The organism is Rhodoplanes sp. SY1, assembly GCF_046000175.1.
GTDB lineage: Bacteria > Pseudomonadota > Alphaproteobacteria > Rhizobiales > Xanthobacteraceae > Rhodoplanes.
This window is the reverse complement of record NZ_JBEOMB010000115.1, coordinates 1-23031: the sequence shown is the minus strand read 5'-3', so window position 1 is coordinate 23031 and position 23031 is coordinate 1. Positions and strand designations below refer to the sequence as shown.

24 protein-coding genes and 1 riboswitch are annotated in these 23031 nt (G+C 71.5%); of the genes, 15 read left to right on the top strand and 9 right to left on the bottom strand.

The window, feature by feature from the left end; genetic code table 11:
• Window positions 1-205: 205 nt before the first annotated feature.
• Entirely contained in the window at window positions 206-586 is a 381-nt protein-coding gene (locus ABTU92_RS23900; protein WP_408094121.1) for a TonB family protein, read from the top strand.
• A gap of 207 nt (window positions 587-793) precedes the next feature.
• On the opposite strand, the gene ABTU92_RS23895 is transcribed toward ABTU92_RS23900, so the two are convergent.
• On the bottom strand, window positions 794-1210 hold the full coding sequence (locus ABTU92_RS23895) for a DUF3830 family protein (protein ID WP_408094120.1): 417 nt from the start codon (window positions 1208-1210) through the stop codon (window positions 794-796).
• 175 nt (window positions 1211-1385) lie between these two features.
• Here ABTU92_RS23895 and ABTU92_RS23890 point away from each other — a divergent pair, with 175 nt between their 5' ends.
• Window positions 1386-2078 carry a Crp/Fnr family transcriptional regulator gene (locus ABTU92_RS23890; protein ID WP_408094119.1) on the top strand — a complete coding sequence of 231 codons (693 nt, stop codon included), beginning with the start codon at window positions 1386-1388 and terminating at the stop codon, window positions 2076-2078.
• 219 nt (window positions 2079-2297) lie between these two features.
• On the top strand, window positions 2298-2501 hold the full coding sequence (locus tag ABTU92_RS23885) for a DUF2892 domain-containing protein (protein WP_111360640.1): 204 nt from the start codon (window positions 2298-2300) through the stop codon (window positions 2499-2501).
• A gap of 219 nt (window positions 2502-2720) precedes the next feature.
• Here the strand turns inward: ABTU92_RS23885 and petA are convergent, their stop codons facing one another.
• A complete protein-coding gene (gene petA, locus ABTU92_RS23880; RefSeq protein ID WP_408094118.1) occupies window positions 2721-3254 on the bottom strand; it encodes a ubiquinol-cytochrome c reductase iron-sulfur subunit in 534 nt (177 codons plus the stop codon).
• A gap of 207 nt (window positions 3255-3461) precedes the next feature.
• On the opposite strand from petA, the gene ABTU92_RS23875 reads away from it, so the two are divergent.
• Both ABTU92_RS23875 and ABTU92_RS23870 read left to right on the top strand, forming a co-directional pair.
• Entirely contained in the window at window positions 3462-4454 is a 993-nt protein-coding gene (locus tag ABTU92_RS23875; protein WP_408094117.1) for a sulfurtransferase, read from the top strand.
• 72 nt (window positions 4455-4526) lie between these two features.
• A complete protein-coding gene (locus ABTU92_RS23870) occupies window positions 4527-5726 on the top strand; it encodes a YbfB/YjiJ family MFS transporter (protein ID WP_408094116.1) in 1200 nt (399 codons plus the stop codon).
• Window positions 5727-5935: 209 nt separating this feature from the next.
• Here the strand turns inward: ABTU92_RS23870 and ABTU92_RS23865 are convergent, their stop codons facing one another.
• Complete coding sequence (locus tag ABTU92_RS23865) at window positions 5936-6286, bottom strand: carboxymuconolactone decarboxylase family protein (RefSeq protein ID WP_111357509.1); 351 nt, start codon at window positions 6284-6286, stop codon at window positions 5936-5938.
• 65 nt (window positions 6287-6351) lie between these two features.
• Window positions 6352-6555: a DUF2892 domain-containing protein gene (locus ABTU92_RS23860; RefSeq protein WP_111357508.1), complete on the bottom strand. Its 204-nt coding sequence runs from the start codon at window positions 6553-6555 to the stop codon at window positions 6352-6354.
• An 83-nt stretch (window positions 6556-6638) separates the two neighbouring features.
• On the opposite strand from ABTU92_RS23860, the gene ABTU92_RS23855 reads away from it, so the two are divergent.
• The 5 genes from ABTU92_RS23855 to ABTU92_RS23835 all read left to right on the top strand — a co-directional run bounded on the left by ABTU92_RS23855 (window position 6639) and on the right by ABTU92_RS23835 (window position 12157).
• The gene (locus tag ABTU92_RS23855; protein WP_408094115.1) at window positions 6639-7019 is read left to right on the top strand and encodes an ArsR/SmtB family transcription factor; all 381 of its coding nucleotides are present in this window, start codon (window positions 6639-6641) and stop codon (window positions 7017-7019) included.
• A complete protein-coding gene (locus ABTU92_RS23850; protein ID WP_408094114.1) occupies window positions 7016-8149 on the top strand; it encodes an efflux RND transporter periplasmic adaptor subunit in 1134 nt (377 codons plus the stop codon). Before ABTU92_RS23855 ends, ABTU92_RS23850 begins: the two co-directional genes overlap by 4 nt.
• Before the next feature lie 32 nt (window positions 8150-8181).
• A complete protein-coding gene (locus ABTU92_RS23845; RefSeq protein ID WP_408094122.1) occupies window positions 8182-11460 on the top strand; it encodes an efflux RND transporter permease subunit in 3279 nt (1092 codons plus the stop codon).
• An 11-nt stretch (window positions 11461-11471) separates the two neighbouring features.
• Complete coding sequence (locus ABTU92_RS23840; RefSeq protein ID WP_408094113.1) at window positions 11472-11618, top strand: hypothetical protein; 147 nt, start codon at window positions 11472-11474, stop codon at window positions 11616-11618.
• 104 nt (window positions 11619-11722) lie between these two features.
• On the top strand, window positions 11723-12157 hold the full coding sequence (locus ABTU92_RS23835; protein ID WP_408094112.1) for a BLUF domain-containing protein: 435 nt from the start codon (window positions 11723-11725) through the stop codon (window positions 12155-12157).
• A gap of 21 nt (window positions 12158-12178) precedes the next feature.
• Here ABTU92_RS23835 and ABTU92_RS23830 read toward each other — a convergent pair whose 3' ends face one another.
• The 4 genes from ABTU92_RS23830 to cbiE all read right to left on the bottom strand — a co-directional run bounded on the left by ABTU92_RS23830 (window position 12179) and on the right by cbiE (window position 16035).
• On the bottom strand, window positions 12179-13525 hold the full coding sequence (locus ABTU92_RS23830) for a cobyrinate a,c-diamide synthase (protein ID WP_408094111.1): 1347 nt from the start codon (window positions 13523-13525) through the stop codon (window positions 12179-12181).
• A 124-nt stretch (window positions 13526-13649) separates the two neighbouring features.
• Entirely contained in the window at window positions 13650-14411 is a 762-nt protein-coding gene (cobM, locus tag ABTU92_RS23825) for a precorrin-4 C(11)-methyltransferase (protein ID WP_408094110.1), read from the bottom strand.
• Entirely contained in the window at window positions 14408-14809 is a 402-nt protein-coding gene (locus tag ABTU92_RS23820; RefSeq protein WP_408094109.1) for a cobalamin biosynthesis protein, read from the bottom strand. The genes cobM and ABTU92_RS23820 overlap by 4 nt, the downstream gene beginning before the upstream one ends.
• A complete protein-coding gene (cbiE, locus tag ABTU92_RS23815) occupies window positions 14788-16035 on the bottom strand; it encodes a precorrin-6y C5,15-methyltransferase (decarboxylating) subunit CbiE (RefSeq protein ID WP_408094108.1) in 1248 nt (415 codons plus the stop codon). Before cbiE ends, ABTU92_RS23820 begins: the two co-directional genes overlap by 22 nt.
• Window positions 16036-16200: 165 nt before the next feature.
• A riboswitch (cobalamin riboswitch) is annotated at window positions 16201-16398 on the top strand.
• 514 nt (window positions 16399-16912) lie between these two features.
• On the opposite strand from cbiE, the gene ABTU92_RS23810 reads away from it, so the two are divergent.
• The 5 genes from ABTU92_RS23810 to ABTU92_RS23790 are packed head-to-tail and all read left to right on the top strand — an operon-like array spanning window position 16913 to window position 22533.
• A complete protein-coding gene (locus ABTU92_RS23810) occupies window positions 16913-17635 on the top strand; it encodes a hypothetical protein (protein WP_408094107.1) in 723 nt (240 codons plus the stop codon).
• Window positions 17632-19821, top strand: a complete 2190-nt coding sequence (locus ABTU92_RS23805) for a TonB-dependent receptor (protein WP_408094106.1) — start codon at window positions 17632-17634, stop codon at window positions 19819-19821. The genes ABTU92_RS23810 and ABTU92_RS23805 overlap by 4 nt, the downstream gene beginning before the upstream one ends.
• Window positions 19821-20792 carry an ABC transporter substrate-binding protein gene (locus ABTU92_RS23800; protein ID WP_408094105.1) on the top strand — a complete coding sequence of 324 codons (972 nt, stop codon included), beginning with the start codon at window positions 19821-19823 and terminating at the stop codon, window positions 20790-20792. Before ABTU92_RS23805 ends, ABTU92_RS23800 begins: the two co-directional genes overlap by 1 nt.
• Entirely contained in the window at window positions 20789-21781 is a 993-nt protein-coding gene (locus ABTU92_RS23795; RefSeq protein WP_408094104.1) for a FecCD family ABC transporter permease, read from the top strand. The genes ABTU92_RS23800 and ABTU92_RS23795 overlap by 4 nt, the downstream gene beginning before the upstream one ends.
• Window positions 21778-22533: an ABC transporter ATP-binding protein gene (locus ABTU92_RS23790; RefSeq protein WP_408094103.1), complete on the top strand. Its 756-nt coding sequence runs from the start codon at window positions 21778-21780 to the stop codon at window positions 22531-22533. Before ABTU92_RS23795 ends, ABTU92_RS23790 begins: the two co-directional genes overlap by 4 nt.
• Before the next feature lie 105 nt (window positions 22534-22638).
• Here ABTU92_RS23790 and ABTU92_RS23785 read toward each other — a convergent pair.
• Window positions 22639-23031 (bottom strand): bifunctional adenosylcobinamide kinase/adenosylcobinamide-phosphate guanylyltransferase (locus tag ABTU92_RS23785; RefSeq protein ID WP_408094102.1); only part of this gene is annotated, 393 nt, incomplete at its 5' end.

Genomic DNA, 23031 nt, shown 5'->3' with positions numbered 1-23031 from the left:
GCCCGAGCCGCCGAATCGGCTCGATCCGGTTCGGCATCCCGAAGCCCGAGCCGCCGCCCCCGCCGCAGCCGAAGGCAGCGGAGCCGCTCCCCGTCGAGGAGCCGCCCGTGGCGACAGCGCCGCCCGCCGCGGCCGCCCCGCCTGCTGGCGGATGATCGTCTCCTCGCGGCTCTTCTGGAACACCTCCATGGTGTGGAGGCCGCGCGTGTCGACAGCGCCGCCCGCCGCGGCCGCCCCGGCGCCGAAGCCGGCGACCGCCGCTCCTGGCGCCGTCGCGCAGGTGCCGCCGGCCGTGATGGCGCGCTGGCAGACGCTGCTGCTGGCCGAGCTTCACCGCAAGAAGCGTTATCCGGGCGCGGCGCGCGGACGAATCGGCACGGCCCGCGTCGCCTTCACGATCGACCGCGCGGGGCATGTGCTGAAGCGATCGATCGCCACGACGTCCGGCTCGGCCGTCCTCGACGAGGAGGCGCTCGCCCTGCTCGACCGGGTGTCGCCGCTGCCGGCGCCGCCGCCCGAGCTGGCCGAGGCGGCGCTGTCCTTCGTGGTGCCGGTGCGGTTCACCAAAGGCGCCGAGGCGCGCTGACGCCGCTGCGTGTCATTGCCGGGCTCGGCAGAAGAAGACGGTCGTCCCGGGGCGGCGCGACAGCGCCGAGCCCGGCACCTATAACCCCTGTCTTTCGTGAGCCTCTTTCGTGAGCCTCTTTCGTGAGTCACTGTCGCCGGACGTCTGGATCCCGGGCTCGCGGACCTCGAGGTCCGCGCCCCGGGATGACCAAATCCGCTTTGGCCGTCAGGCCTTCTCGAAGCGGATCGCCTGGGCGCCTTCCCACAGCGCGAGGCGGCCGAGCTCGGGCAGCTTGTCGAGGTTCGACGTGATGGTGATGAAGTGGCTGCCGGCGAGCTGACCGACCTTGCTGGCGAACCGCACGCCGCCATAGGCGAGCAGGATCTCGGTTTCGCTGAGGCCGCCCGGATAAAGGATGAACTGTCCGGGCGCCGGGAAGCTCGTGTGGTTCTCGTAGTCGACCCCGAAGGAGTAGTCGCCGAGCGGGATCCACACGCCCTCGCCGCTCCAGCGCACATGCACGACCTTGCTGACATAGGGCATGCGGCTCTCGAAGGCCGCGCAGGTCTTCGGCGCGGCGGCGCGCTCGAAGCGGGCGTCGAACGTGAACGGGCCGGCGGTGATCTTCAGGAGGTCGCTCATCGTTTTTGAATCCGTGGAGGCTCTTTTTGCGGGGCGAGGCCGCGGGCGACGCCGCGGCCCCGCTTGGTAGCGGACCTTTCGGCCGGTTTCCAGCCCGGCCCGCCGGGCCGACCGCGGCCGCGCTTGAGGGGGGCCGGGCCGCACTGCTAGACCTCGGACCATGACGAACGGAGCCATGACGGACGGAGCGACGCGCCGGGACGAGGCCGGTTGGATTACCCTGTTTCCGCCGCTCGCCGCGCTGCCGGAGGCGGAGCGCGGGCTCGTCGCCGGCCGCGCGGCCCCGGCGGCGCTGCCGGCCGGCACCACGGTGTTCGAGCCGCATCAGGCCTGCGGCGCCTTCCTGTTCGTCACCGGCGGCAGCGTGCGGGTCTACCAGCTCGACCAGGACGGCAACGAGATCGTGCTCTATCGTCTCGGCCCCGGCAGCATCTGCATCCTCACCACCATGGCGCTGCTCGCCGCCGAGCGCTACAGCGCCTTCGCCGTCACCGAGACGCCGGTGACCGTGATGGCGCTGCCCGGCGGCCTCTTCGACGAGCTGATGGGACGCTCCGGCGGCTTCCGCAGCTTCGTGTTCCTGGCCCATGCCGAGCGGATGGCCGACCTGATGCGGGTGATCCAGAACGTCACCTTCGAGTCGATCCCGTCGCGCCTCGCCGCCCGCCTGCTGGCGCTCGCGGCCGACCGCAAGGCGCTGTCGATCACCCACCAGCAGCTCGCCGCCGAGATCGGCAGTGCCCGCGAGGTGGTGAGCCGGCATCTCAAGAGCTTCGAGAAGCGCGGCTGGGTGTCGCTCGCCCGCAACCGCATCGAGGTGCGCAACGCCGCCTCGCTGCGGGCGGCGGCCGGCGACGCGCGGGCCTGACCGGCCGTGCGGCGGGGCCGCGCGGGCGATTTCGTCGCACGCCCAGAAAAGCGCGCGCGCCCGGGGCGTTCTGCGCTATAATACCTCGATCGGAGAGATCACCGTCACGGTGGCTAGCTGGGTTCCCGATGTCACCGTGACTTCGTCACAGACGACAGGCGTGTTGCACGCCTATGTCTCGGTCATCGAATTGCGTCGAACCGAGCGAGGGACAAGAGCATGACGAAGAACATCGGAATGATGGACCGCGCCGTCCGCGCGATCGTCGGCATCGCCCTGATCTACTGGGCCTGGAAGGGTGGCGGCCCGACCTGGGCGTGGATCGGCGTGCTGCCGCTGGCGACCGCGCTGATCGCCTACTGCCCGGCCTACCCGCTCTTCGGGATCAACACCTGCGACACCAAGGAGCCGGCGAAGCGCTGATCCGATACTGCGACGCGGGATGCCACGACGTCGGCGCCGCAGACCCATGATCGCCGGGCGGGACCATCCCCCGCCCGGCGATTGTCGTTTCTGAAACGCCGACTTTTTTGGCACTCCGACACCGTGCCGCCGCCGCTACCCGGACCGTCGCCGAGATCGTCTATGGCCGGGACGAGCCCGGCCATGAATGGCAAAGGTCGCGGCCGACGAAGGCTGCTGTCACGCCTCGCCGATGCGGATCGTCGTGTCGTCGACGAAGGCGTAGGGCGGCACCGGGAGATTGAGCTGCGCCGGTCCGTGGCGGACGCGCCCGGAGGCGTCGTATTGCGAGCCGTGGCACGGGCAGAACCAGCCGCCCCACTCGCCCTGCTTGCCGAGCGGGATGCAGCCGAGATGCGTGCAGCTGGCGAACACGACGAGCCACTGCTCGCGCCCCGCCTTCACGCGATCGCCGTCGGCCTGCGGATCCATCAGCTCGGACAGCTTGGTCGCCTGCTCCTTGGCGATCTCGTCGGGGGTGCGGTGGCGGATGAAGATCGGCTTGCCGCGCCAGAAGATGCTGATGATCTGCCCCGGCGCGATGGCGGCGAGGCTGATCTCGATCGGCACGCCGGCCGCGATGGTCGAGCGGTCGGGATTCATCTGGTCGACGAGCGGCCACACGGCGGCGCCGACGCCGACGGCGGCGACGCCCCCGGTGGCCAGATAGAGAAAGTCGCGGCGACTGGGATCCGGGGCGGCAATGCTGGTCATGAGGACATCCTCGTCGGCGCACGCTCTTGCGCACGCGGCGATATGTATTTGATGATACTTATGTAATAACGTGAATATGTTCCGTCAACCGCAACGATCCTTATGGCCGATAGCGGGTCGTGACGGGCCGGGCTGATCTCGATCAACGACGGAGCGCCGCGACTGCGCGACAAGCGCGCCGCATCTCCTGTCGCACGGGGGCTCGTCGTGCACGCCGTCATCCGCTCCGCTCTCCTGCTCGCATCGCTCGCCCTCGCCGCGCCGGTCACCGGCGGGATCGGCGCGACGACCGAAGCGAACGCGGGTCCGGTGGTCGTCGACGCGACGGAGGTCGCCGCCGCGATGGCACGCGGCGCGATCGTGTGGGACGCGCGTGACGCGGCGGCGTTCCGCCAGGCCCACCTGCCCGGCGCCGTCCACGTGCCCGAGCCGGAGCGCGCGCTGCGACTGCCGACCGTGCAGGAGTTTTCCGAGCTCGTCCGGGTCGAGCGCAACTTCTCCGACGCCGGGCTCGACCTCGGGCGCGAGATCGTCGTCTACGCGCATCGCGGCAGCCCCCTCGCCTACGCGGCTTACGCGGCCGCGCAGTATTTCGGCGCTCGCCGTGTCGTCGTGTTCCACGACGGCATCGACGGCTGGCAGGAGGCCGGTCGCCCGCTCGAAGCCGGCGACGCGCGGCGTCCGGCTGTCGCGGTCCGGATCGCGCCCGACCCGCGACTGTCGGTGACGACCGACGAGCTGAAGGCGCGACTCGGGCGGCCCGACGTGCAGATCGTCGACGCCCGCACGCCGGCGGAGTTCTCCGGCCGCGATGTTCGCGCGCCGCGCGGCGGCCACGTGCCGGGCGCCGTCAACATTCCCTACGAATGGAACTGGGCCGATCCCGACACCGCCGTGAAGCTCGCGCGGCGCCAGGCGACCGACACGCGCGGCATGGCGCTCAAGCCGGTCGACGCGCTGAAGCATCTCTATGCCGGGCTCGATCCGACCAAGGAGACGATCGTCTACTGCCAGAGCGGCGGCCGCGCCTCGGAGACCTTCGGCGTGCTGAAGGAGCTCGGCTTCCGCAACGTGCGGCTCTACAAGCTCTCCTGGTCGGCCTGGGCGGCGCGCCCCGACACCCCGGTCGAGACCGGCGAGGGGCCGCAGATCTGCTGCGCGACCGGCCCGGTGCCGGCGGACCAGCGGCCGGTACCCTGAGCGCCGCCGACATTCGGGTTCCCGGCTAGCCGAGTCTCCCCTAAAGTCCCGGCCCCGCCGGCCGGAGACCGCATGACCGAGACGCCCCCCGCACCGTCGCCGCGCACCGCGCCGGCGATCCTCGCCGCGCTCGCGGCCCTGTTCGTCGGAGTGGGGCTCGCGCGCTTCGCCTACACGCCGCTCCTGCCCGCCGTGGTGGCGGCCGGCTGGTTCGGCCCCGACCAGGCCGCCTATCTGGGCGCCGCCAATCTCGGCGGCTATCTGCTCGGTGCCATCGCGGGCCGCTGGTCGATGGCGCACGCCTCGCGCGCCGCGCCGCTCCTGATGCTCGCGACCGCCGCGACCTTCCTGGCTTGCGCCGCGCCCCTGCCGTTCTGGTGGTTCGTGCTGTGGCGCTTCGTGTCGGGGCTCACCGGCGGTGCCTTGATGGTGATCGCGGCGCCGGCGGCGCTGCGCATCGTGCCGCCCGCCCGCCGCGGTCTCGCCGGCGGGCTGATCTTCGCCGGCGTCGGGCTCGGCATCGCCGGCTCCGGATTTCTGGTGCCGCAGCTCCTGAAGATCGGGCTCGGCGCCGCCTGGGCGGCGATCGGCGCGCTCGCCGTCGCCGTGACGCTCGCCACGTGGCGCGGCTGGCCGCCCGATGTCGCGGTGTCGCGGGCGGAGACCGTCGCGGCGACGAGCGGCCGGCCGTGGCCGCTTTCGGCCACGGTGCTGATCGTCGTCTACGGCGTGATCGCCGCGGGTCTCGTGCCCCACATGGTGTTTTTGGTCGACTTCATCGCCCGCGGGCTCGGCGCCGGCATCACAGCCGGCGCGACCTGGTGGGTGGTGTTCGGGGCGAGCGCCACGGTCGGCCCGGCGATCTTCGGGGCGCTCGCCGACCGCATCGGCTTCGGCAACGCGCTCGCCTGCGCGCTCACGCTGCAGATCGGCGCCATCGGGGTGCTGCTGATCTCGACCGGACCGCTGGCGCTCGCCCTCACCAGCGTGGTGGTCGGCGCCTATGTGCCGGGCTCGGCGCCGCTGGTGCTCGGGCGGCTGCGCGAGATCTTCCACGATCCGGTGCGCCAGCAGATCGCCTGGAGCCGCGGCACCATCGTGTTCTCGCTCGGCCAGGCGGGATCCGCCTGGCTGCTGTCCGTCGTTTTCGCCCACACGGGCGACCATCGCGTGCTGTTCGGCTTCGGCGCCGGCGCCTTCGCGCTGGCGCTGCTGCTCGACCGGGCGACGGCGGTGATCGAGGCGCGGCGGCGCACGCCGCACGGGAGCTGACCGTCGCAGCCACCCGCGATCCTCGTCCTGAGGAGGCCGCGAAGCGGCCGTCCCGAAGGACGCGGCCACATGGTTCGAGACGCGCGACGCACGCCGGACCGACGCCCCGAACTCCGCTCATGCCCGCGAAGGCGGGCATCCAGGGCGTCGTACCGTGCCGCCCCTGGGTCCCCGCCTTCGCGGGGACGAGCGGAGGAACGGCAAGAGCCTCAATCCTTCTTCGGCGCGATCTGGCCCCAGGCCTCGACGGCGTGCGAGGCGTACATGACGCTCGGGCCGGCGCCCATGTAGACGGCCATGCCGAGCGTCTCCATCAGCTCCTCCTTGGTGGCGCCCTGCTCGATCGCCGCCTTGACGTGGAAGGCGATGCAGTCGTCGCAGCGGATCGCGACCCCGATGGCGAGCGCGATCAGCTCCTTGGTCTTGGTGTCGAGCGCCTTCGGCGCGAGCGCCGCCTGCGCCATGGCGGAAAAGCCCTTCATGACGTCGGGGGCGCCGCCACGCAGGTCCTTCAGGCTGACGCCCAGCTCCTTCATCAGTTCGGGCCAGTTGGTCTTCACGACTGTTCTCCTCGAGTCTTCTTCGAACGGGTGTCGGGCCGGCGCGGGAGGCCGACCCGGGATCGTCACTGGAATGCGCAGCCGGTCCGGATCCCGACCTTCTTGAACAGGATAGCGGCCGGGCAGAAGCCCGTGAACGCCGCCTGCAGCATGTTGGCCCCGACGAAAACGGTGAGCAGCAGCCACCATGGGCTGACCCAGTGCGCCAGCGCGACGCTGACGAGGACCATGAGTCCGGCAAACGCCAGAACGGCGCGATCGACCGTCATGAGGGAAACTCCCGATCTTGTCCGGCGCCGCGGGTCGCGATCGCCTGTTGCCTTCATATCGTCATTTGCATATATTCGCAACCATGAAACAACACGGCATCGAGTCCCCGACCGATCCCCTGTTCGCCGCCGCCGAGGCGTGCACGCTCCTGCGCGCGCTGGCGAGCCCGCACCGGCTGATGATGGTGTGCGCCATGCTGGACCGCGAGCGCTCGGTCGGCGAGCTCGCCGAGTCGCTCGGCATGCGCATCGCCAACGTGTCGCAGCATCTCACGCTGCTGCGCAAGGACGGCCTCGTGACGGCGCGGCGCGACGGCCAGACCGTCTGGTACGCGATCGCCAGCGATCCGGCCCGCGAGCTCATCGCCGCCCTGCACGGCATCTATTGCACCACCGCGGCCGCCGGCGCACCGCCGGCCGCCGCCGGCAAGCCCGTTCGCCCGACCAAGAGGATCACGCCATGACCGTGTCCGGGACCGCTCCCGACGCCCCCCGCGCCTGCCGGTTCCGTCCGCGTCCGGCCGCCGAGTCCGCGACGCCCGACACCGACCGGGCGCCGCTGCGCCTCGCCGACCCGGGCGTCTCCCGCCTCGGCGACAAGGAGCGCGCGGTGGTGCGCGCCTTCGTGCTGGCGTTGCTGCTCGGCGGCGCGGCGACCTCGAGCCAGGCCGGTACCCTGACGGTCGCGGCGAGTGCCGTGCAGGACGAGAAGGCCGTGTTCGCGACCGTCGAGAGCGCCAACGTCGTGCCGGCGCGCGCCCGCATCGGCGGCACCGTGGTGCGGCTCGCGGTGAGATACGGCGACGAGGTGAAGCAGGGCCAGACCGTCGCCGTCGTCGGCGACGACAAGCTGATGCTGCAGACCCGCTCGCTCGACGCCCAGATCGCCGGCCTGGAGGCCCAGGTGTCGCAGGCGACCGTCGATCTCGAGCGCACCCAGAGCCTGTTCGACAAGGGCACGGTGGCGCGCTCGCGGCTCGACGAGGTGCGCACCGCCTTCAACGTCGCCGACAACGCGCTGAAGGCCCGCCGCGCCGAGCGCGCCGTGATCGAGCAGCAACTCGCCGAGGGCACCGTGCTGGCGCCCACGGCCGGCCGGGTGCTGAAGGTGCCGGTGACGCCCGGCACCGTGATCCTGCCGGGCGAGCCTGTCGCCCAGATCGCCGAGGCCAATTTCGTGCTGCGCCTGCGCGTGCCGGAGCGACACGCCAGATTCCTCAAGGCCGGCGACCCGGTGCGGATCGACGGCGAGGCGCTGGGCCGCGGCGAGGCGACGTTTGGAAAAGTGCGGCTCGTCTATCCGCAGATCGAGGACGGCCGCGTCGTCGCCGACGCCGCCGTCGACGGGCTCGGCGACTATTTCGTCGGCGAGCGCATCCGGGTCTGGGTGTCGGCCGGCGAGCGCACCGCCGTCACGGTGCCGGCCGCCGCCGTGACAACGCGGTTCGGCATCGACTATGTGAGGCTTTCGCGCAACGGCGGCACCATCGACGTTCCGGTGCAGCGCGGCCGCACCGTGCGGCGCCCCGGCGAGCCGGACGCGGTGGAAATCCTCTCCGGCCTCGTGCCCGGCGACCGGCTGGTGACGCCGTGACCGACCGCGTGCCCGCCTCCGAGACCGGCTCCGTGAATCTCGGCATCTCCGGCCGGCTGACCAAGGCGTCGATCCGGTCGCCGCTGACGCCGCTGTTCCTCATCGCCTCGCTGGTCGCCGGCCTGATGGCGCTCGTCGCGATTCCGCGCGAGGAGGAGCCGCAGATCAGCGTTCCGATGGTCGACATCCGGATCAATGCCGACGGCCTCAAGGCGCCCGACGCCGTGGAGCTGGTCACCAAGCCGCTGGAGACGATCGTCAAGAGCATCGACGGCGTCGAGCACGTCTATAGCCAGACCCAGGACGACCGGGTGATGGTGACGGCCCGCTTCCTGGTCGGCACCACGTCCGAGGACGCGATCCTGCGCGTCCATGAGAAAATTCGCGCCAACTACGACCGCATGCCCGCCGGCATCCCCGAGCCCCTGATCGTCGGCCGCGGCATCAACGACGTTGCGATCCTGGTGCTGACGCTGGCGCCGAAGCCGGCGGCGGCCGACCGCTTCACCGACAAGGACCTCTACGAGCTCGCCGACAAGCTGCGCGCCGAGCTGGTGAAGGTCGACAATGTCGGGCTGACCTACATCGCCGGCGGCAACCCGCAGCAGATCCGCGTCGAGCCCGATCCCGAGAAGCTCGCCCTCCACGGCGTGACGCTCGCCCAGCTCGTCGGCAAGGTGAAGAACGCCAACCGCTCGTTCCTGGCCGGCAGCGTGCGCGAGGCCGGCGGCATGCGCACCGTCGCGGCCGGGCAGACGCTCGCCGGTGTGCCCGACATCGGCCTGCTGCTGGTGACGACCCGCGACAACCGCCCCGTCTATGTGCGCGACCTCGCCTCCGTCGTCGTGGGCCCGAGCCCGCGCGAGGCGCGGGTGTGGATGGACACCGAGGATCCGACAGTCTCCCACCGGACCGCCGCCGATCGCGGTTTCGTGCGCACGCCCGCCGTCAGCGTCGCCTTCGCCAAGCGGGCCGGCGCCAACGCCGTCACGGTCTCGGCCGATCTCCTCGCGCGGCTCGAAACCGCCAAGGCGCGGCTGATCCCCGAGGACGTCGTCGTCACGGTGACGCGCGACTACGGCGAGACGGCGAGCGACAAGGCCGACGAGCTGTTCTTCCATCTCGGCCTCGCGACCGTGTCGATCGTCGTGCTGATCGCACTCGCCATCGGCTGGCGCGAGGCGCTGGTGACCGCGGTGGTCATCCCGACCACCATCCTGCTGACGCTGTTCGCCGCCAACCTGATGGGCTACACGATCAACCGCGTCAGCCTGTTCGCCCTGATCTTCGCCATCGGCATCCTGGTCGACGACGCCATCGTGATGGTGGAGAACATCGCCCGCCACTGGGGGATGGCCGACGGCCGGCCGCGCGAGCGCGCCGCGGTCGAGGCAGTCGCCGAGGTCGGCAACCCGACCGTGATCGCTACGCTGACCGTGGTCGCCGCGCTGCTGCCGATGCTGTTCGTGTCGGGCCTGATGGGGCCCTACATGGCGCCGATCCCGATCAACGCCTCCGCCGCCATGCTGTTCTCGTTCTTCGTCGCGGTCGTGGTGGCGCCCTGGCTGATGCTCAAGCTGGCGCCGCGCGGACCCGTGACGGCGCACGCGCACGGCCACGACGGCGGCCGGCTCGGCCGTGTCTATCGGGCGTTCGCGGCGCCGGTGGTGAAGAACCGCAAGACCGCGTGGATCTTTCTCGTCGGCGTCGGGCTCGCGACCGTCGCGGTGTGCGGGCTGTTCGCGACCCGCAGCGTCACCGTGAAGCTGCTGCCGTTCGACGACAAGTCCGAGCTCGCCGTGCAGGTCGACCTGATCGAGGGGGCGAGCCTGGAGGACACCGAGCGCACCCTGTTCGACATCGCGGCGGTCGCGCGAACGATTCCCGAGCTGCGCGACCTGCAGGTTTATGCCGGCACGGCGGCGCCGTTCAACTTCAACGGCCTGGTGCGCCACTCGTATCTGCGTGAATCTCCGGAGCTGGGCGAGGTGCAGCTCAACCTCGCCCCGCGGCACGATCGCAAGCGGCCGAGCCACGCCATCGCGCTCGACCTGCGTGAGAAGCTCAAGGTCGTGACGCTGCCGAAGGGCGCCGTCATGAAGGTCACGGAGGTGCCGCCCGGCCCGCCCGTGCTGGCGACGCTCTTGGCCGAGATCTACGGCCCCGACTCGGCGACGCGGCGCGCCGTCGCGCAGGAGATGAAGCGGCTGTTCGCCGAGGTGCCCTACGTGGTCGACATCGACGACTCGATCGGCATGCCGCGGCCGCGCCTGCGCATCGCGCTCGATCAGGACCGGCTCGAGTTCTTCGGCGTCGAGCAGGGCGACGTCTACGACGCGCTGCAAACGCTGCTCGGCGGAACGACTGTCGGCTACTCGCATCGCGGCGAGGACCGGAACCCGATCGAGATCGCGGTGCGGCTGCCGAAGACCAAGCTCGCCTGGAGCGAGGCCTTGGCGTCGACCCCGATCCCGGCCAACACGGTGCCGGGAAACAAGGCCTGGGTCGAGCTCGGCGACGTCGTGCGCGTCACCGAGGAGGCCGGCTCGCCGCTGATCTTCCGCCGCGACGGCCGCTTCGCCGACATGGTCCAGGCGGAGCTGGCCGGCAGCTTCGAGGCGCCGATCTACGGCATGCTGGACGTCGGCAAGCGCATCGACGCACACGACTGGAAGGGCCTGCCGAAGCCCGTCGTGCTGCTGCACGGCCAGCCGGCCGACGAGAGCAAGCCGTCGCTTCTGTGGGATGGCGAGTGGGAGATCACCTATGTCACGTTCCGCGACATGGGGGCGGCCTTCGGGGCCGCGCTGGTCGGCATCTACATTCTCGTCGTCGTCCAATTCGGCAGCTTCCGCCTGCCACTGGTGATCCTCACCCCGATCCCCCTCACCCTGATCGGCATCGTGCTCGGTCACTGGCTGCTCGGCGCCGCCTTCACGGCGACCTCGATGATCGGCTTCATCGCGCTCGCCGGCATCATCGTGCGCAACTCGATCCTGCTCGTCGACTTCATCCGGCACGGCGCCGGCGCGGGAAAGACTCTGCGCGAGGTGCTGCTGGAGGCCGGCGCGGTGCGGTTCAAGCCGATTCTGCTCACCGCGCTCGCGGCGATGATCGGCGCCGCCACCATCCTGCTCGACCCGATCTTTCAGGGGCTCGCGATCTCGCTCCTGTTCGGCCTCGCCTCGTCGACGCTGCTCACCGTGCTGGTGATCCCGGCCATCTACGTAGTGCTGCGCGATGCGGACGGGGTGGTCGCGCCGACACCCGCGCCGAGCGACGCCCCGACCCCGGCCGAGGCCCAAGCCTGATGGAGCCCCCCATGCTCACGCTTCCTGTCGCTGCAACGCTTTTCGTCGCCTTCGCTCTCCTGATCTCCGGCGGGCTCGTGCTGCGCCGCAGGCGCCCGACCTCGGTGCCGGAGCGCGCTCCCGCGGTCGCGCCGCACCGGCGGCGCCGCGGCTTCTGAACGGAACGGATCGGCACAGCCAGGCCGGCCCGATGATCCGGCCGGCTCGGTTCGTCGTAGAGGACACTCGACCGCGATCGGCAACGACAAGCCCAAGGCGACCCATGCATTACGTGATCTATGTGAGCCAGGCGTCCACTCCGATGACGGCCGCCGACCTCGAATCCCTGCTCTCGTTCAGCCGCGCCAGCAACACCGAAAAGGGCATCACCGGGCTCCTGATCTACCGCTTCTCGCCCGACACCAAGAGCGGCCATTTCATCCAGATGCTGGAGGGCGACGAGTCGGCGGTACGGGCGCTGTACGCCAGGATCATGCGCGACAAGCGCCACCACACCATCCTGCCGCTCGCCGAGGGCGAGAGCCCGGCCCGCATGTTCGGCGAGTGGGCTATGGGCTTCAAGAACGTCGATGACACGCTCTTGGCCAGCCTGCCCGGCCATTCCCGGATCGGCGAGAGCACCTTCGACGCCGCCGCGTTCGAAAACTCGAACGACAAGGCGCTGGAGCTGTTTCGGATCTTCCACGACGCGCCGTGAGACCGACCTGCTCGCGGCCCGTCAGACGCCGCGATCGATCACGTGGAAGAACGTCCCGGTGACGTTGCCACGCCGCGCGCCGCTCTCGGCCACGCGGCCGCCGGTGGCGTCGTGACAGTCGGCGAGTGGATCGTCCGGGCAGGCGAGCGTCGTCGCGTAGTGGAACTCGTGGCCGTACAGCGTCGCACCGGCGGCGCCGAGGATGCTGTCGCTCGTCAGGACCGCGCGGCGATAACCGAGGTGCAGCTTACGCTTCGCGAACGATGTCTCGAGGCCGAGGAGGCCCAGCATCGCGTGGCGGGTGCCGTCGGCGTCGACGATGCCCTGCCCCAGCACCATGAAGCCCCCGCACTCTCCGTGAACTCTCGTCCCCCGCGCTACGGCGGCATGCATGCCGCTCTTGAAGGTCTCGGCCGCTGCGAGCGTGCCGGCATGCAGCTCCGGATAGCCGCCCGGCAGCCAGACGGCATCGGCGTCCTGATCAGGAGCCTCGTCGGCGAGCGGCGAGAACGAAACAATCTCGGCGCCGGCGCGGCGCCACGCCTGCAGCAGATGCGGGTACATGAACGAGAACGCCGCATCGCGCGCGAGCGCGATCCTTCGGCCCGGCGGCGGGATCGACGCCGCGGCGGCATCGTCCGACGTGATCACGCCGGGCCGCGCCGCGGCAATGATCTTGTCGAGATCCAGCCGGCCCGACACGGTGTCGGCGATGCGATCGAGATGGGCGTCGAGGTCGTCGCGCTCGACCGCCTGCACGAGGCCGAGATGCCGTTCCGGCAAAGCGAGGCGGTCGTCGCGGAACACCGCGCCGAGGACCGGGAGGCCGAGCGCCGCGATCGGCGGGGCGACGAGGGCGAGGTGGCGCTCGCTGGCGACCCGGTTGAGAATGACGCCTGCAATGCCCACGTCGGCACGGTAGCGGGCGCAGCCGAGCGCGACAGCGGCCGCCGTCTCGGTCTGGCCGGCGACGTCGAGCACCAGCAGCACGGGCCAGCCGGTCAGCGCCGCGATGTCGGCCGAGGCGCCCCGCCCCGCCTGGCCGGCCGTCGCGACGCCGTCGAACAGGCCCATCACGCCTTCGACGATCGCGAGGTCGGCCCCCGGCCCGGCCTCGTTCACCAGCCCGCGCAGCAGCGCCGGCTGCATCGCCCAGCTGTCGAGATTGAAGCTGTCGCGCCCGGCCGCGGCGGTGTGCCAGGCGGGGTCGATGTAGTCGGGCCCGCATTTGAACGGCTGCACGACATGCCCGCGCCGGCACAGCGCCCGCATCAGCCCGAGTGCGATCGTCGTCTTGCCCGAGCCCGAACGCGGCGCCGCGATCAGGAGGCCGGGATTATTCCTTCGCAGTGGAGACGAGGTGGTCATTCCGGGGCGCACCGAAGGTGCGAACCCGGAATCCAGCCACGTGGTCCGAGCGTGCCGCTGGATTCCGGGTCCGGCGCGATGCGCCGTCCCGGAATGACCATCGAACGGGTCAACAGCCGCATGGTCATTCGCCGCGTCCGCGAAACCGGCGCTGGTAGTCGACGCTGTAGAGGGCGCTCTCGCGCACCAGCTCGCCCCCGAGCGCGGCGCCGACCAGCACCAGGGCGGTGCGCTCCATCGGGCTCTCGGCGGCCTGGGCGACGATTGTCCGCAGCGTCCCGCGAAGAATGCGCTCGTCCGGCCAGCTCGCCCGAAAGACGATCGCGACCGGACAGTCCTCGCCGTAGAACGGCGTCAGCTCGGCGACCAGCTTGTCCAGCACATGGATCGAGAGGTGGATGGCGAGGGTCGCCCGCGTCGCCGCGAAGGCGGCGAGGTTTTCGCTGTCCGGCATCGCCGAGGCACGGCCGGACGTGCGGGTCAGCACGACGGACTGAGCGACCTCGGGCAGCGTCAGCTCGCGCCCGAGCGCCGCGGCCGCCGCCGCGAAGGACGGCACGCCCGGCGTCACGGTGTAGGGAATGTTCAGGGCATCGAGCCGGCGGAGCTGCTCGCCGAGCGCGCTCCACACGGACAGGTCACCCGAGTGCAGGCGCGCGACGTCCTGCCCGGCCTCGGCTGCTTTCACGAATTCGTCCGCGATCTCGTCGAGCGACATCGGGGCCGTGTCGACGATGCGGGCGCCCGGCGGGCAGTGATCGAGCAGCGCCTTCGGCACCAGCGAGCCTGCATAAAGGCACACCGGGCAGCGGCCGAGCAGATCACGTCCGCGCACCGTGATCAGATCCGGCGCGCCGGGACCGGCGCCGATGAAATGGATGGTCACGGGCCGTCTCCGATGGCGAGGGCGCAGGTGGCGTTGTTCGCCGCGACACGCGGGCCCGACAGTCTGGCGTTTCGCCCCGCGGCGACGAGTGCCGCCGCCTCGGCGACCGACGGCACGCCGACCGCAGCCGCGACGCGCGCCGAGCGGGTGAGAACGCGGTCGCTCACCTGATCGAGAGCCTCGCGTTCGCACGAGATCAACGGCACGCCGAGCGTCTGCGCGGCCTCGATCACGCCGGCTTCGTCGGCCTTGAAGTCGGCCGTGGCGAGCGCGTCGATCCCGTTCACGTCCACGCCCACCGCCGCACAGGTGTCTCGCACGACGGCAAGAATGTCGGCGGCCGCCGTGCCCTTGCGAAATCCCACGCCGGCGACCATCACGGCTTCCTGGCCCGCCATTGGGTGACCGGCATGGCCGGACGCCAGCCCGTCATGGTGCCGACCGGCTCGGCCCGCGACACCTGGAGGCGCACGAGCTCGCCGCCGTGCTGCGCATGGAGCGCGAACAGACGCGCTTCGGTCTCCAGCGCGACGGCGTTGACGACCAGCCGGCCGCCCGGCTTCAAGGCAGACCACACCGCGTCGAACACGCCGTCGTCGGAGAAGCCGCCGCCGACGAACACGGCGTCGGGCGCCGGCAGGCCATTCAGCGCCTCCGGCGCCCGGCCTTCGACGATGCGCAGGTCGGGCGTGCCGAGCGCCGCGGCGTTGCGGGCGGCGCGCGCCGCGCGCTCGGGCCGCTCCTCGATGCCGATCGCCGTCATGGCGGGATGGCGCAGCAGCCATTCGATCGCGATCGAGCCGGCGCCGAGCCCGACGTCCCACAGGAGCTCGCCCAGGCGTGGCGCCAGCGCCGACAGCGTCACGGCGCGGATGTCGCGCTTGGTGAGCTGGCCGTCGCTCTCGAACAGCGCGTCGTCGAGCCCCGGCGCGAGCGGCAGCACGGTTGCGTCCGGCCCGGCGATCACCTCCAGCCCGATCAGGTTGAGCGGATCGATGTTTTCCAGATCGAACCCGGCCGCCGGCGCGTGCCGGACGTTTTCACGCGGGCCGCCGAGCGCCTCCAGCACGTGGATGCGGCTGTCGCCCATGCCGCGCGCCACCAACAGGTCCGCGAGCGTCTTCGGCGTCGTCTCGTCCCAGGACAGCGCGAGAATTCTCGCGCCCGGCTGCAGGTGGCGGATGATCGTCTCCAGCGGCCGGCCGTGCAGCGTGACGGGCGTCAGATCGGGCAGCGACCAGGCGAGCCGCGACGCCGCGAGGCTGAAGCTCGACGGCTGCGGCAGGCTCAGAATCTCCTCGGCCGCGACGATCCCGGCCAGCATGCGGCCGACGCCGTAATGGAACGGGTCGCCGCTCGCCAGCACCACCACGGGCCGGCCGCGATGGGCGACGATCTCGGGAAACGCCAGCGTCATCGGCCGCGGCCAGGCGAGGCTCTTGCCGTGAATCAGCTCTGCCGCGAGCGCCAGATGCCGGTCGCCGCCGACCACCAGGACGGCCGAGCGCACCAAGGCCTTGGCGGCCTCGGTCAGGCCGTCGGCGCCGTCCTCGCCGATGCCGACCAGCGCCAGCCAGCGGGCGGGCGCCGCGAACGACACTGTTTCGAGCGCCTGGAGACTCACCGTCGCGTCCTCGGTCCTTCGGGCGAAGCGGCTCGGCGAGACGTGGCCCGGTCGAGCGGACAGATACGGGCGCGCCGCGCGGCGCGTCAATGCGGGGCGCCCGTGCTGGTTCTGCCACAGATGGGGAGAAACCACTCGCCCGAATTGACAGCCGGATTAGCCGGCTTCTACGGTGCCCGCGACGGTTCCCTCACGGGATCAAAAGGGAACACGGTGACGGCGCAGGCCGGATGCCGTGGCTGCCCCCGCAACTGTGAGCGGCGAGCCTGTCGTCATTGGTCCACTGGGGCTCTCGCACCCGGGAAGGCGACGACAGGCGACGACCCGCGAGCCAGGAGACCTGCCGTCAGCCGTGGTCACACGCGGAGCCGTCGGTCGGGGTGTACCGAGGGTGGCCGAGCCGGACATGCGTCGCATGGCCGGACCGACCTCGTCGCGGTGACGTGCCACGACCCGCTGCGAGGTGATTCTCGTGCCCGCTCGATCCGACGCGCCGCATCCCGGCGCGATTCCGCGTCGTTTGTCCCTCCCCTCCCGTCTCTTCCCGACTGCCGAGGTGTTGCCCGGCCGCCATCCCGTCGCCCGCCGGGCGCGACGCCACGGCTCCGTGGTTGACACTCCACGCGTATGCAATGTTATTACATTGCATATCGAACACGGCCACGCACCGACGCGCAGGGCCGTGGTGGGGACCATCATGACCCGGAGCTTCGGATTGACGCCGGCCTCGCGCGGGGCCGGCCAGCGGCCGCGCACGCGCCTCGGCCATGCCTGCTGCCCGCCAGCGGTGCCGGCCTGCACGGCGGCCGAGACGGACGCGGTCCCCGCGATGTCCTCCCTCCCCTGCCCACACCATCGCTCCGCCGACGAGACCCGCATGCCCATCGATCCCCTCGGCCTCTATGCGGTCGGCATCGACGCTTCCGACTACGTCGCCAATGTCGCCCCGGTCGTCCGCCGCCACGTGGTGGCGGTCGGCGATCTCCTCGACATCGGCGCCGGCGCCGGCCAGCTCGGCGGCGCGCTGCGCGATCCTGCGGCCGCGTGGACCGCGGTCGAGCCGGCGCCGGTGATGCGGGCACGGCTCGCCGCGCTGGAACACCGCCCGGTCGTGCACGGCTGCGACTGGCAGGACGCCGCCCTCCTCCCGAGCGGCTGCGACACCGTGCTGGCCGCCAACATCCCGGCGCCGCTGACCACGCCGGTCGACTTCCTCGCGCGTTGCCGCGCCTGGGCGCGCCGCACGATCGTCTGGATCGTGCCGGCCCAGCACGGTCCGCGCGGCCTCTGCCTCGCCGCCTGCCTGCCGCCGGCATGGCACGGCGAGGACATGACGCCGGGCATCGACAAGGTGCTGGCCGGGCTCGCCCCGGAGCACCGGCCCGACGTGATCGAGGAGGTGCCGTGGACCTTTGCGCTGCCGGTCGACGACCTCGGCGCGATCGCGACCCATCTCGCCGACCGGCTCGGCTTTCCACCCGAGGACCCCAGACGACCGGCGCTGCTGGAGCGTCTCGACGCGCAGCTCATCCACGGTCCGCGCGGCGCGCGGCTCGAGGTCGAGAAGGTGTCCGCCGTGCTGGTGTGGAGGGTCGCATGAACCGCCTCGTTCGTTACGCCGGCACGGCCGGCGCCGCCGCCCGCGTCGGCCTCGCCGGCGCCGCGCTGTCGCTCGCCGTTTCCGACACGGCGTTCGCCCAGAACGTCGCCCTCGACGAGCTGGTCGTCACCGCGACCGGCCGTCCGGAGCCGCGCGAGCAGATCCCCGAGACCATCCAGGTCATCGACCAGGAGAAGATCAAGACCTCGGCCGCCCGCTCGGTGACCGAGCTGTTGTCCGAGAATGCCGTCGGCTTCTTCAGCGAATGGAGCCCGGCCCAGACTTCGATCAACATTCGCGGCGCGGCGAGCGACGGCCAGGGCCGCGACTTCAAGGGCCAGGTGCTGGTGCTGATCAACGGCCGCCGGGCCGGCACGGCCAACCTGTCGAAGCTCTCGTCCGCCGACGTCGAGCGCATCGAGGTGGTGCGCGGTCCCGCCTCGGTGCTCTACGGCAGCCAGAACATCGGCGGCGTCATCAACATCATCATGAAGACCGGCCGCACCGCGCCCGGCACGCTGCTCGAGGTCAGCGGCGGCTCGTTCGGCCAGGTCCGCGGCAAGGCGCAGAACGGCGGCGTCTACAAGGAGGTCGACTGGTATGTCGGGCTCTCCGGCAGCAAGAGCGACAACTACCGGGTCGGCGGCGGCGCCAAGGAGCTGAACACGTCCTGGAAGCGGGCCGGCGCGTCAGGCGCCTTCGGCCTGCAGATCGATCCGAACCAGCGCCTCGACATCGCCATTCGCACCGACGGCATCTACGACGCCGGCTTCCGCGGCTCGACCGCCAACATCTTCTCCATGGACGACCGCTGGAACCGCTCGCTCGACGTCGTCTGGGACGGCAAGGTGCCGGACGGCTGGGCGCGCTGGATGCTGCAGAGCTACGCGGTGTCCGACGTCGACGTGTTCAAGTGGGCGTCGCCGACCATCGCCAACGGCAGCACGCCGGTGAAAGGCACGTCGAGCGACCGCAACGAGCGCCATCTCGACATCGTCGGCACCCGCTTCGTGCCGCGCGTCACCCCGTGGAGCGGCAACGAGCTGATCCTCGGTCTCGACTGGGAGAACAGCTGGCTGCGTTCCGACCGCACCCGCGTCTATCTCCCCGGCAGCCCGATCGCGTCGCAAGGCCAGATCGCGCCCTACGACTACAATCAGACCGAGGCGGTGTGGGCGTTCTACACCGAGGACTCCCAAAAGCTGTTCGACGACCGCGTGGTGGTGCGCGGCGGCGTGCGCCAGACCTACGGGCAGACCTCGCTCGACCCCACGCCCAATCTCGCCGCGCAGCGGAGCCGCACCGCGGACTATCAGGCGACCACCTACTCGGGCGGCGCCACCTGGAAGATGCTGGACTGGTGGTCGTGGCGTGCCGGAACCTCGACCGGCTTCCGGGCGCCGACGGCTTCCGAGCTCGCCGCCGACTTCACCGCGGTCGGCGGCGGCCGCATCTTCGGCAATCCGGATCTGACGCCCGAGACGGCCGAGCAGTACGAGGTCGGCACCACCTTCATGCGCAGCGGCTGGCGGGTCGATGTCGCACTGTTCCAGAACACCATCTCGAACCGCATCACGACGAAGTCGCGCACCGGCGTCGCCAACACGTCGGACTACATCAACAACCCCGGCGACATCCGGGTGCGCGGCGTCGAGCTGCAGGCCGACGCCGACATGTTCAAGGTGCTCGAGCGGGATCCCGGGACGTGGCGCTGGAGCCTTTGGGCGAACGGCGCCTACAATTTCGAGATGCGCGACGAGGGCGCGCCGGTCGCGGCCGGCACCGACAAGGCGACCCGCATGTACCAGTACCAGGCGGCGGTTGGCACCCGCTTCGGCCAGACCGGCGGGCCGTGGAAGGACTGGCTGATCCAGATCGCCGGCGTGCTGCGCGGACCGATGTGGTACGCCAGCGAGGAGTATCTGCTGATCCCGGGCCAGGTGCGCAACACCACGGTCTACCGCAAGGATCCGTTCTGGGTGTGGAATCTTCGCGGGGAGATCGCCCTCACGGCCAATGTGAAGCTCTTCGCCACCATCAACAACGTGTTCGACGTGAACGAGAACCCGATCTTCCTCGCGCTCGACCAGTCGCCCTGCATCGCCGATCCGAAATGGCAGAACGGCGGCTGCGGCACCTCGATGCCGGGCCGCGAGATGCTGGTCGGCCTGCAGGCGAGGTTCTGATGCGGCGGACGACGCGCCGCGAGGCGCTGGAAATCGGCGTTCTCGCGGCGCTCGTCGGCGCAGTCGGCCCGGTCGAGGTGGCCCCCGCTTCGGCCGGGCCGATCCCGCCTTCGGCGAGCGCGATCCCGGCGTCGGCCGGGCCGATCGTGCTCGTCGATGCGTTCGGGCGAACCGTGACGCTGCCGGGACCGGCGCGTCGCATCGTGACGATCTTCGCGTCCAACACCGAGATGGTGGCGGCGCTCGGGTTTTCCGATCGCATCGTCGGCATCGAGGCCTACACGCGATACCCGCCCGAGGTGCTCGACCGGCCGCTGGTCGGCGGCCGGCTCGGCTTCTCGGTCGACGCCGTGGTGGCGCAGAATCCCGATCTCGTCGTGGTGACGCCGTCGCGCCAGGCGGCGCATCAGCTCGTCGATCCGATGGAGCGGATCGGCGTGCCGATCCTGGTGCTGATGCAGCGTAGCGTCACCGAGGTGACGGCGAACATCCGCCTGCTCGGCCGCGCCGCCGGCGTGCCCGAGACGGGCGAGGCCGTGGCGACGCGATTGGAGGCGCGCGTGGCGCACGTGTCGGCACGGCTGAAGGATCGGCCACGCCCGCGCGTGATCATGATCACCGGACGGCTCGGCAACGGCCTCGTGCTGGTCGCGCGGCCCGGCACCTACACGGCCGACGCGGTCGCGCTCGCCGGCGGCCGCTTCGGGCTCGACGAGCGGCTGACGCTCTCACAAGTCTCGCCCGAGGCGGTGCTGCGAGCCGACCCCGACGTGCTCCTGTTCGCCGGCCGCGCCGAGGATCTGGCCGAGTTGACCGGCCGCACCGGCTGGCGCGACATGCGGGCGGTGCGCACGGGCCGCGCTTTCACGGTGCCGCGGGCCGAGTTCCTGATCCCGGGGCCCCGCACCGTCGACGGCATCGTCCGCCTCGCCGCCCTGCTCCACCGGGACGCATCGGAGCAGACGCCGTGAGCGCGCGTGCGAAGTCTTTCGCCGGCCTCGTCGGCGCGCTGCTCGTGCTGATCGGGCTCGGCCTGTGCGCCGGCCACGACTGGGCGAGCCCCTCCGATCTGATCACCGCCGTCACCGGGCCGGAGACGCTGCGGGCAAAATTGCTGATCGACTGGCGGCTGCCGCGGGTGCTCGCCGCGGCGTGCTGCGGCGCGCTGCTCGGGCTCGGCGGCGCCATCTTCCAGGGCGTGTTTCGCAACCCTCTGGCAGAACCTTATCTGCTCGGCTCGGCCGGCGGCGCCGCGCTCGGGGCGAGCGTCGCGCTCCTGGTGCCGCTCGGGCTGCCGCAGGCGCTGGTGCTCGCCGTGCTGGCGTTTCTCGGCGCCTGGGGCGCGACCGTGATCGTGATGGGCATCGCCCGGCTCGCCGGCACCGTGGACGCGGCCGGCCTCCTGCTCGCCGGCGTCGCGGTTGCCGCCGTGCTCGGCGCGCTGCGCTCGTTCCTGATGCTGGCCCTGTCCGACGACACCGTGAACCTGCAGGTGGTCTTGAGCTGGATCCTCGGCGGCGTGCAGACCCCGTCTTGGCCGGTGCTCGCGGGTCTCGCCGCCGCAACGGTCGCGAGCGTCGTCGCGACGCTGCCGCTCGCCCGCGGGCTCGACCTGCTCGGCCTCGGCGAGACCATGGCGGCGGGCTTCGGGCAGGACGTGCGGCGCTTCGTCGACGTCGCCGTGCTGGCCGGTGCCGCCGTCGTCGCGCTCGCCGTCGCGTTCAGCGGCCTCGTCGCCTTCGTCGGGCTTGCGGCCCCACATGTGGCGCGCTGGCTGGTCGGGCCGATGCACCGTGCCCTGCTGCCCGCCTCGGCTCTCGTCGGCGCCGCCCTGGTGACGGCGGCCGACGCGCTCGCCCGTGCCGCCCTGCCGCCCGCCGAGATCCCGCTCGGCCTCGTCACGGCGCTCGCCGGCGGGCCGTTCTTCATCGTCCTGCTGGCGCGGCAGTTGCGGCGATGACGACGCTCTCGCTCCACGACGTCACGGTCGAGCGGCGCGGCGCGCGCCTCCTCGTCGGTGTGAACCTCGCGCTGCCGAAGACCGGCGCAGTCGCGATCGTCGGCCCGAACGGGGCCGGGAAATCGACGCTGCTGCGCCTGCTCGCCGGCCAGGCCGAGCCGAGCAGCGGCACGGTGCGGCTCGGCGACTCGCCGCTGTCCGCCGTCCCGGCGCGCGAGCGCGGCCGCGTCATCGGCTACGTGCCGCAGCATTTTTCTCCGCACTGGGATTTGAGCGTGACGGATCTGGTCCGGCTCGGCGTCGAGCGCGGCGGCGGCGTGCCGTCCGGTACGCTCGACGCCGTGATCGAAGCCCACGACCTGGTGACGCTGCGTCGTCGAAAGTGGTCGGCGCTGTCGGGGGGCGAGCGCGCCCGCGTGCTGCTCGCCATGGTCCTGGCCGTCGATCCGCCGATCCTGCTCGCCGACGAGCCGGGCGCCAGCCTCGACATCCGGCATCGCCTCGCGTTGGTCGAGACGCTGGCGGCGCGCGGCCGCGACCGCCTGTGCGTCGTCGTGATGCACGACCTCGATCTCGCCTTCCGGCATTTCGACCGGATCGTGCTGGTCGACCGCGGCCGCGTCGTCGCCGACGCGACCGCCGACGCGCTGTTCGAGGACCGGACGCTCGACGCCGCCTTCGGGGTACGGTTCGTGCGGCTAGCGACCGCGCACGGTCGCCTGCTGCAGCCGGCCGGCGCGCCGCTGCTCTGACACTCGCCGCGATTTCCGCTCATCCCCGCGAAAGCGGGGATCCAGAATTGCTCTGCCGTGTCGCCCCTGGGTCCCCGCCTTCGCGGGGACGAGCGGAGGATGAGGCTACTTCAGCCGGACCGGGCAGCCGGCGACCATCAGCCAGGCCTCGGTGGCGGCCGCGGCGGTGCGCTGGCCGAGGAAGCCGGCGAGATCGCGAAAGCGTCGCAGCGCCGGCTCCATCGGCACCGGGCTCCAGCCGATCTCGTCGCCGATCACCACGACGGGCCACGGCATCGCGCGAAACGCTTCCAGCTCGCGGCTCCACGCGTCGAGCGCCGACTCGTCGCGGTCGAAGCGGTCGGCGAGCCACAGCACCAGGCTGTCGATCACCACGCCGGAGGGCGGCGGGTCGAGCGCCGCCAGCGCGGCGGAGATCGACGCCGGCGCCTCGAGGGTCCGCCAGGTCGCCGGACGTTCCGCCTGGTGCCGGCGCACCCGCTCGGCCATCTCGGCATC

Bases quoted from the DNA above. Each gene is read 5' to 3' on its own strand.
- ABTU92_RS23860 (WP_111357508.1), bottom strand. From the start codon at position 6,555: ATGACGGTCGATCGCGCCGTTCTGGCGTTTGCCGGACTCATGGTCCTC.
- ABTU92_RS23840 (WP_408094113.1), top strand. From the start codon at position 11,472: ATGCTCACGCTTCCTGTCGCTGCAACGCTTTTCGTCGCCTTCGCTCTC.
- ABTU92_RS23805 (WP_408094106.1), top strand. From the start codon at position 17,632: ATGAACCGCCTCGTTCGTTACGCCGGCACGGCCGGCGCCGCCGCCCGC.
- ABTU92_RS23810 (WP_408094107.1), top strand. From the start codon at position 16,913: ATGCCCATCGATCCCCTCGGCCTCTATGCGGTCGGCATCGACGCTTCC.
- ABTU92_RS23835 (WP_408094112.1), top strand. From the start codon at position 11,723: ATGCATTACGTGATCTATGTGAGCCAGGCGTCCACTCCGATGACGGCC.
- ABTU92_RS23830 (WP_408094111.1), bottom strand. From the start codon at position 13,525: ATGACCACCTCGTCTCCACTGCGAAGGAATAATCCCGGCCTCCTGATC.
- ABTU92_RS23890 (WP_408094119.1), top strand. From the start codon at position 1,386: ATGACGGACGGAGCGACGCGCCGGGACGAGGCCGGTTGGATTACCCTG.
- ABTU92_RS23895 (WP_408094120.1), bottom strand. From the start codon at position 1,210: ATGAGCGACCTCCTGAAGATCACCGCCGGCCCGTTCACGTTCGACGCC.
- ABTU92_RS23800 (WP_408094105.1), top strand. From the start codon at position 19,821: ATGCGGCGGACGACGCGCCGCGAGGCGCTGGAAATCGGCGTTCTCGCG.
- ABTU92_RS23855 (WP_408094115.1), top strand. From the start codon at position 6,639: ATGAAACAACACGGCATCGAGTCCCCGACCGATCCCCTGTTCGCCGCC.
- ABTU92_RS23790 (WP_408094103.1), top strand. From the start codon at position 21,778: ATGACGACGCTCTCGCTCCACGACGTCACGGTCGAGCGGCGCGGCGCG.
- ABTU92_RS23850 (WP_408094114.1), top strand. From the start codon at position 7,016: ATGACCGTGTCCGGGACCGCTCCCGACGCCCCCCGCGCCTGCCGGTTC.
- ABTU92_RS23820 (WP_408094109.1), bottom strand. From the start codon at position 14,809: ATGGCGGGCCAGGAAGCCGTGATGGTCGCCGGCGTGGGATTTCGCAAG.
- ABTU92_RS23870 (WP_408094116.1), top strand. From the start codon at position 4,527: ATGACCGAGACGCCCCCCGCACCGTCGCCGCGCACCGCGCCGGCGATC.
- ABTU92_RS23885 (WP_111360640.1), top strand. From the start codon at position 2,298: ATGACGAAGAACATCGGAATGATGGACCGCGCCGTCCGCGCGATCGTC.
- petA (WP_408094118.1), bottom strand. From the start codon at position 3,254: ATGACCAGCATTGCCGCCCCGGATCCCAGTCGCCGCGACTTTCTCTAT.